This is a genomic window from Selenomonadales bacterium, from assembly GCA_017442105.1.
In the GTDB taxonomy this organism is placed as follows: domain Bacteria; phylum Bacillota; class Negativicutes; order RGIG982; family RGIG982; genus RGIG982.
This window is the reverse complement of the sequence record JAFSAX010000048.1, coordinates 1-6,549: the sequence shown is the minus strand read 5'-3', so window position 1 is coordinate 6,549 and position 6,549 is coordinate 1. Positions and strand designations below refer to the sequence as shown.

Here is a 6,549-nt window from a genome sequence, read left to right as displayed (position 1 = left end):
AGTGAATAGCTCTCTTTTTATTGCTCACTGCTTACTTTTTGCTTACTGCATAGTCCGTTACACCGCGTGCGATGGCGCGTGCGATGTCGTCTTGGTGTTCGAGGAGAAGTGTTTCGTCGTCTTTGTTGTCGATGAAGGCGATCTCGACGAGTGCGGCAGGCGCGTTGGTATATTTGAGGACGTAGAAGCCTGCTTCTTTGACGCCGCGGTCGGTGGTGTCGATGGCGCCGATGAGCTGATCTTGGATACAGGAGGCGAGGTGTTTGCCTTCTTTAGAGCCGTAGTAGGCGAATGTTTCTGTTCCGCGTGCGCGTTTGTTGGCGGCGTTGCAATGGATAGAAACGAAGAGATCTGCGTCCCATTCGTTGGCGGCACGGCAGATGTCGGCAAGGTCTTTTTCCTGCACGGTGAGGACGGTGCAGCCTGCTTTTGTGAGATAGTCGGCGACAGATGCCATCATGCGGGCGGTGTAGGCCGCTTCGGTGATGCGAGAACCGACAGCGCCCGAGTCGCGCGTCGGATGGTGGCCGCCGTTGATACATATTTTCATGGTCATTCCTCCTTTGTTCGTGTGTCGGTGCGATTCGCCGCTCCGATGTAGCCGATCATGCCTGAGGCGATCGACATGGCAAGCTCATTCATCTTATGTATGATAGCCATGATGAGCGCACCGCCGAGAACGGTGATGACGACGAGGTCGATGATGTCGAGTTTGGCAAAGGTCATTTGAGTACACCGTATAGGGCAATGGCTGTGGCGATGAGCCATACGAAGAAATGTCGCGCACCGCCCTGATGACTGCCTGCCAGCTCGAGGTCGTGTGTGCGCTTGGTGAGGTCGTCGATGGTGTGCGAATAATCTCGGCACCGCCTGTCACGCTCTTCTATGCGTGTGTCAAGACGTGCCAGTCGTTCGCTGATGATATCGACTTTGGCGAATAATCGACGGATGGTGTCTTCACTCATGGTTGCCCTCCTTTCTGTTTGATGTTTGGTTGGGGAAGACGGCATTGGCGTGTGGGTGGATACAGATAATCTCTGCGGGATTGCGCGTGTATTTCCGTCTTACAACATTATACCACGTGTCAAGGTGTTTGTTTTTTAAAAAAGTCGGATTTTGGGCGTGTGCGATTTTTAATGAAATGATTTACGGAAACGAGGATAGATGTGATGGTAATATACATTTGTCTTGTGGGACGATAGTGAGCATGGTATAATGATAACAATACATACTGTTTGTATGGGGGTGGTCAGATTGAAAAAAACGAAAATACTGGGTTGTGCCGTAGCGATCGCGTTGGCAACGACTGTGGGTATCACATCGGATGTATATGCGGAAGAGCATGACCCTTCTGTTGCGATAACGGCAACGGCTTTGCCTACGGAAGAGCCTAAGCAGGTAGCAGAAAAGGGAAGAAAAGAGAAGGTAGTTTTGTGCTCGTGCGATTACATGAAGTGCGTCTGTGGGATCACAGATCAAGAGGTTGTTGAACAGAAACCGACAATGAAAGATAAAGTTGCAGCTATTATGAATGAACGTAAGTTGCAAGAACAGGAACAGGTAGCACAGCCTGTGTATGCCAAAAACGGTGTAAAGAAAGGCAATCTCTATATTCCGAAAGATACGGTCGTTATGCTTAAATTGCTCGATACACTTCACTCGAAGAAGGTAAAATCAGGGGCATCGTTCCGCTTGGAGATGGTAGATGATCTGGTAGTCAATGGTGTTGTTGTAATTCCAAAGGGGCAGGAAGTACTCGGAAAAGTGTTACGTGCTGAAAAAAGCGGGGGCGGTGGCTCTGGTGGCAGACTAGAGCTTAATATCCCGTATCTTGAGACGCTCAACGGTGTACAAGTGCCTGTTGATGGCTATATTTTAAATAAAGGCAAAAATGATGGCGGTGCAATAGCAGTATTCGCAGTAGTTTCGATGGTCGGCAGTCTGTTCATGAAAGGGAAAAATGTTGAATATGTGTCGGGTCAGCTTTTTAATGTAACGGTCAATAAGGATACCGACCTTGAAGCGACACCTGATAATCTGGCTGAGGTGATGTCTGTGGACAAAACACGTATGCAGAATCTTGTAGTAAAAGTAGCTGAATAGTATTTCTTTATATCTCATCATAAAAAAGACCTCTTGGTGCGTGTGCATCGAGAGGTCTTTTTTGTGTGGTTTGTTATTTTCGTTTGGCTAGGCGGAGGGAGGAGAGGACGACGGATACGGAGGAGAATGCCATGGCTGTGCCGCAGATGAGGGGGGAGAGGTATCCGCAGGCGGCAAGCGGGATGCCGACGATGTTGTAGATGAGTGCCCAGAAGAGGTTTTGGCGGATGGTGGACATGGTGAGGCGGGAGAGGGTGAGTGTGCGTGCGATGGCGGTGAGGTCTGAGGCAGAGAGGGTGACGGAGGAGGCTTCGATGGCGATGTCGGTTCCGCTTCCCATGGAGATGCCGATGTCTGCGGCGGCGAGGGCAGGTGCGTCGTTGATGCCGTCGCCGACCATGGCGACGATGTGGCCTTGTTTGCGGAGGTCTTCTATGATGGCGGCTTTGTCTTGGGGGAGGGTTTCGGCGCGGTAGTTGTCGAGGTCGAGTTCTTCTGCGATGCGGCGGGCTGTGCGCTCGTTGTCGCCTGTTATCATGCAGACGGTGATGTTCATGTCGTGAAGGGCGCGGACGGCTTTTTTGGCTTCGGCGCGGAGCGTGTCTGCGACGGCGATGATGCCGAGAAGGACGGTGTCTGCCACTAGCATGGTCGTTTTGCCTTCCGATTCGAGGCGGGCGATGGTGCTCGTCTGTTCGTCGGTCAAGGTGATATTAAGCTTTTCTGCGATGCGCGGTGCGCCGATGGTGATGGTGCGTCCGTCTGCTGTTGCTGTGACGCCCGAGCCGCTGTGGGCTTGAAAGTCGGTGACGGCAGTTGGTGTGATGTTTTTTTCTTGTGCGCAGGTGACGATGGCGCGTCCGAGGGGGTGTTCGCTGTACGTTTCGATGCCTGCGGCGAGTGCGAGGAGGTCGTTTTTTTCGATTCCGTAGGCGCAGATGTCGGTGACGGTCGGCTTGCCGTAGGTGAGGGTGCCTGTTTTGTCGAGGACGACGGCTGTGGTGCGGTGGGCGAGCTCAAGCTGTGCGCCTGTGCGGAAGAGGATGCCTTCGCGGGCGGCGCGGCCGCTGCCGACTAAGATGGCTGTCGGGGTGGCAAGGCCGAGTGCGCAGGGGCAGGCGATGACGAGGACGGCGACGGCGGGGATGAGGGCATTTTCGAGCGTGGAGCCGAGCAGGAGGTGGACGGCGAAGGTGAGAAGGGCGATCGTGGTGACGGCAGGGACGAAGTAGTACGATACGCGGTCGGCGAATCGCTGGATGGGGGCTTTGACGCTCTGGGCTTCTTCGACGATGCGGACGATGCGGGCAAGCGTGGTGTCGTCGCCTATCCGCTCTGCGGTGAAGGTGAGTGCGCCGTGGCCGTTGACGGAGCCTCCTGTGATGTGGTCGCCGACTGTTTTGTCAATGGGAATGGATTCGCCTGTGAGCATCGATTCATCGACGGTGCTTGTGCCGTCGGTGATGATGCCGTCGGTGGGGATGCGTTCGCCGGGGCGGACGATGACAGTATCGCCTACGCACAGTTCTGCGAGCGGTATGGTATGCTCGGTGCCTGCGCGGAGGACGCAGGCGGTGTCGGGACGAAGGGAGAGGAGTGCGCGAATGGCGTCGTTTGTTTTGCCTTTGGCGCGCGATTCGAGATATTTGCCGAAGAGGATGAGCGTGATGAGGATACCGCACGTTTCGAAGTAGACGCTGTGGTTTCCGATCATGAGCTGGTAGAGGCTGAAGAAATACGCGCTCGTGGTGCCGAGTGCGACGAGGACGCTCATGTTGGCACCGCCTCCTTTGAGGGCATTGTAGGCATCGCGGTAGAAGTAGGCACCGCTGATGAATTGGACGGGGGTGGCGAGTGCGAGGTGGAGGTAGGGGTTAGAGAGGATGGGGACATTACCGTGCCCTACGAAAAATTCTGCTATCATGTTGAGGAGCATGGGGAGCGAGAAGAGGGCGGCGAAGAGAAGATGTTTTTTCGCGTCGGTGCTTGTTTTTTCTTTCGTATCATTTGCGGGCGCATCGTTTGCAAGGCATGCGGTGAAGCCGAGCTTTTCGATCGCGGCGATGATGACGGATGAGGAGGTCAGCGTGGTATCATAGATGATGTGAGCGCGCTCGGTGGTGAGGTTGACGGTGGCTTCTTTGATGCCTTGCATTTTCGCGAGGCGTTTTTCGATGCGTGCAGAGCAGGCGGCACACGCCATGTTGCCGATGGCGAGGGTAAGCTCGGCGGGCGGGGCGGTCTTCTTTTCTGCGGTGAAGCCGAGTTTTTTGATCGTTGTGATGATCTTCTCTTCGGTGAGGAGTGCATCGTCGTAGGTGATGTGCGCTTCTTCGGTGGTGAGGTTGACGGTGGCTTCTTTGATGCCTTGTAGTTTCGCGAGGCGTTTTTCGATGCGTGCGGAGCAGGCGGCACATGCCATCTTGCCGATACGGAGCGTGGTATTGCGATCAGTCATAATATTCCTTCTTTCGGGCGCGGGCTGCGCTGTATGGTGAGCGGTCTTAGCGTGCTTGTCGTATCATATATTATTTGCCTATGATATGCATATATGCAAAGACCACAGAGTTGATAGTCATTATCATTCTCTGTGGTCATTGTATCATATTTTATGTATTTGTGCAAAATGATATTACGTGTATCGTCAGTCGCGGTCGGCGTGGTCGCCTGTCTTGCGAGCAGTTTTTTTGGCTTGGCGCGCTTGGTACCATGCTTCGAAGCGGTGGTAGTGATGGGCGAGCCATGCACGGATATCGGAGAAGCGGCTTCTTGTATAGAATGGTTTTTGGCCGCGTATTGACATACGACCGAGCGCGGAGTCGGTGCTGACAATGGTGAGGTGTTCGTTCTTTTTGAGGAACGGCTCAGCGGCGTTCATCACATGGTAGAACAGTCTGCGGTTGTCGCCGACGAAGTCGATGACGACGAGGTAGTTTTTTTCGCCGTCTTCTGTTGCCATGAGGAGGAAGTAGGCACATCTGACGTTGTAGAAGTGCTTGAGCTGGACGGTGATGGCATTGAGGAGGCGTTGAGAATAGATGCGCGGTATGCTGATGATGGCTTCGCGCCCTGCGGAACGGGTCGTCTGCGGTGCGACGAGCGGCAGGGAGCTGAGGATCTCTTGGCGCGGTGTGATGAGGTTGACGCCGTACGGGTCGATGACGAAGCCGTCGTAGGCAGTCTGTTTGTCGAGGACTTGGCGACGGAGTTCTTCGTGCGAGAGGGCGACGACGCGCTCATCTTCGTTTTCGCTCCATTTGAACAGCTCTTCCCAGCTGGTGAATGCGAGAAGGTATTTTTCGCCGGTTGCCTTGTAGATGGTGGCAAGTGTGCGGCGACGCGTATTTTGCGTATGGATCCACTTGATCGGCACGAGGAAGCGTGCTTTTTTCAGCGTAGAGAGGTATACTTCACGCTGTGCGTAGGAGGGGTCTTCTTTGACGATCTTCATTTGTTCAAGTAATTGGTCGTTGCCCGGGATCGTATTGAGAACTGCCACTCCGGTTGCCTCCTTTGCTGTGTGGTTGGTGGATAGGGTTATTCTTTTATTATACTGGAAGGGCGATTTTTTGTAAACGGGAGAGCGAGGATCATTCTGCCGTAAGAGTCTTTTGTCGTGATGCGGCGAAGCCAGAAACGGACGAACCAGCCTGTCAGAAAGGCGGATATGATGGTGCCTTCGCGCAGTCCGGCCAAGTCGCCGCGACAGTAGAGCGCGATGGCGATGGAGATGAGGACGCACGATACGTCGAAGCCGATCTTTGTGAAGCCGAAGTCAAGTCCGAAGCGGTTGGCGATCGCCTGTACGGCTCCTTCGCCCGGCAGGATGACGAGGTTGGCGATGACGAGAAAGGCGATGCCGAACGCGGTGACGAAGCAGGCGGTGACGAGGAGCGTGAGGCTCATCAGGTATGTATCGACGAAAAAGTTCTCTAAGACGATGGCGCTCAAGTCGATGTAGATACTAAACAGAAGCGTCATCGGCACTTGCAGAAGGAGCGGTGAGGTGATGCGCCGCGTGAAGAAATACTGCATGGCGACGAGCCATGCATTGATGGCGAATGTCAGCTCGCCGAGCGTATACGGTGTGAGCTGTTCCACGACGAACGGGATGCTCGAGATCGGCGATGAGCCGAGGTTGCATTTGATGACGAATACGACCCCGAATGACATAATGGGAAGGCCGATGAGGAATAATATTAAACGTGTAAGAAATGACACAGTATCCACTCCTGTCAAATGGATGCCGAAGCAAGAAGAGGTGCGTGCCTCGGACGATATAGATACCTTCATCATACCATATGTGTAAGCGATATGGGAGAATTTACATGATAAATTTAAGAAAAAAGAAAGAAGAGATAAAAAAAATTACCTTTTTTAAATTTTTTTATTTTTACATAATTAAAAAAAGAACATTTCCTCAAAGGTTTTTGAGGGATTGGTTTT

General features: G+C 53.2%; 7 protein-coding genes. 1 reads left to right on the top strand and 6 read right to left on the bottom strand.

Annotated features, from left to right (window positions below; all coding sequences use genetic code 11):
• Positions 1 to 31: 31 nt before the first annotated feature.
• The 3 genes from IJN28_01915 to IJN28_01905 are packed head-to-tail and all read right to left on the bottom strand — an operon-like array spanning position 32 to position 965.
• Positions 32 to 550: an N-acetylmuramoyl-L-alanine amidase gene (locus tag IJN28_01915; protein ID MBQ6712531.1), complete on the bottom strand. Its 519-nt coding sequence runs from the start codon at positions 548 to 550 to the stop codon at positions 32 to 34.
• 2 nt (positions 551 to 552) lie between these two features.
• Positions 553 to 726, bottom strand: coding sequence for a hypothetical protein (locus IJN28_01910; protein MBQ6712530.1), 174 nt, complete (start codon positions 724 to 726; stop codon positions 553 to 555).
• Entirely contained in the window at positions 723 to 965 is a 243-nt protein-coding gene (locus tag IJN28_01905; GenBank protein MBQ6712529.1) for a hypothetical protein, read from the bottom strand. Before IJN28_01905 ends, IJN28_01910 begins: the two co-directional genes overlap by 4 nt.
• 289 nt (positions 966 to 1,254) lie before the next feature.
• Between IJN28_01905 and IJN28_01900 the strand changes: the two genes are divergently transcribed.
• On the top strand, positions 1,255 to 2,103 hold the full coding sequence (locus IJN28_01900) for a hypothetical protein (GenBank protein MBQ6712528.1): 849 nt from the start codon (positions 1,255 to 1,257) through the stop codon (positions 2,101 to 2,103).
• A 73-nt stretch (positions 2,104 to 2,176) separates the two neighbouring features.
• Here IJN28_01900 and IJN28_01895 read toward each other — a convergent pair whose 3' ends face one another.
• The 3 genes from IJN28_01895 to IJN28_01885 all read right to left on the bottom strand — a co-directional run bounded on the left by IJN28_01895 (position 2,177) and on the right by IJN28_01885 (position 6,324).
• On the bottom strand, positions 2,177 to 4,561 hold the full coding sequence (locus IJN28_01895; GenBank protein MBQ6712527.1) for a copper-translocating P-type ATPase: 2,385 nt from the start codon (positions 4,559 to 4,561) through the stop codon (positions 2,177 to 2,179).
• Between the two features lie 186 nt (positions 4,562 to 4,747).
• Complete coding sequence (locus IJN28_01890) at positions 4,748 to 5,602, bottom strand: enhanced serine sensitivity protein SseB (protein ID MBQ6712526.1); 855 nt, start codon at positions 5,600 to 5,602, stop codon at positions 4,748 to 4,750.
• A gap of 38 nt (positions 5,603 to 5,640) precedes the next feature.
• Positions 5,641 to 6,324 (bottom strand): hypothetical protein, encoded by a 684-nt coding sequence (locus IJN28_01885; protein ID MBQ6712525.1) that lies wholly within the window; start codon positions 6,322 to 6,324, stop codon positions 5,641 to 5,643.
• Positions 6,325 to 6,549: the final 225 nt, after the last annotated feature.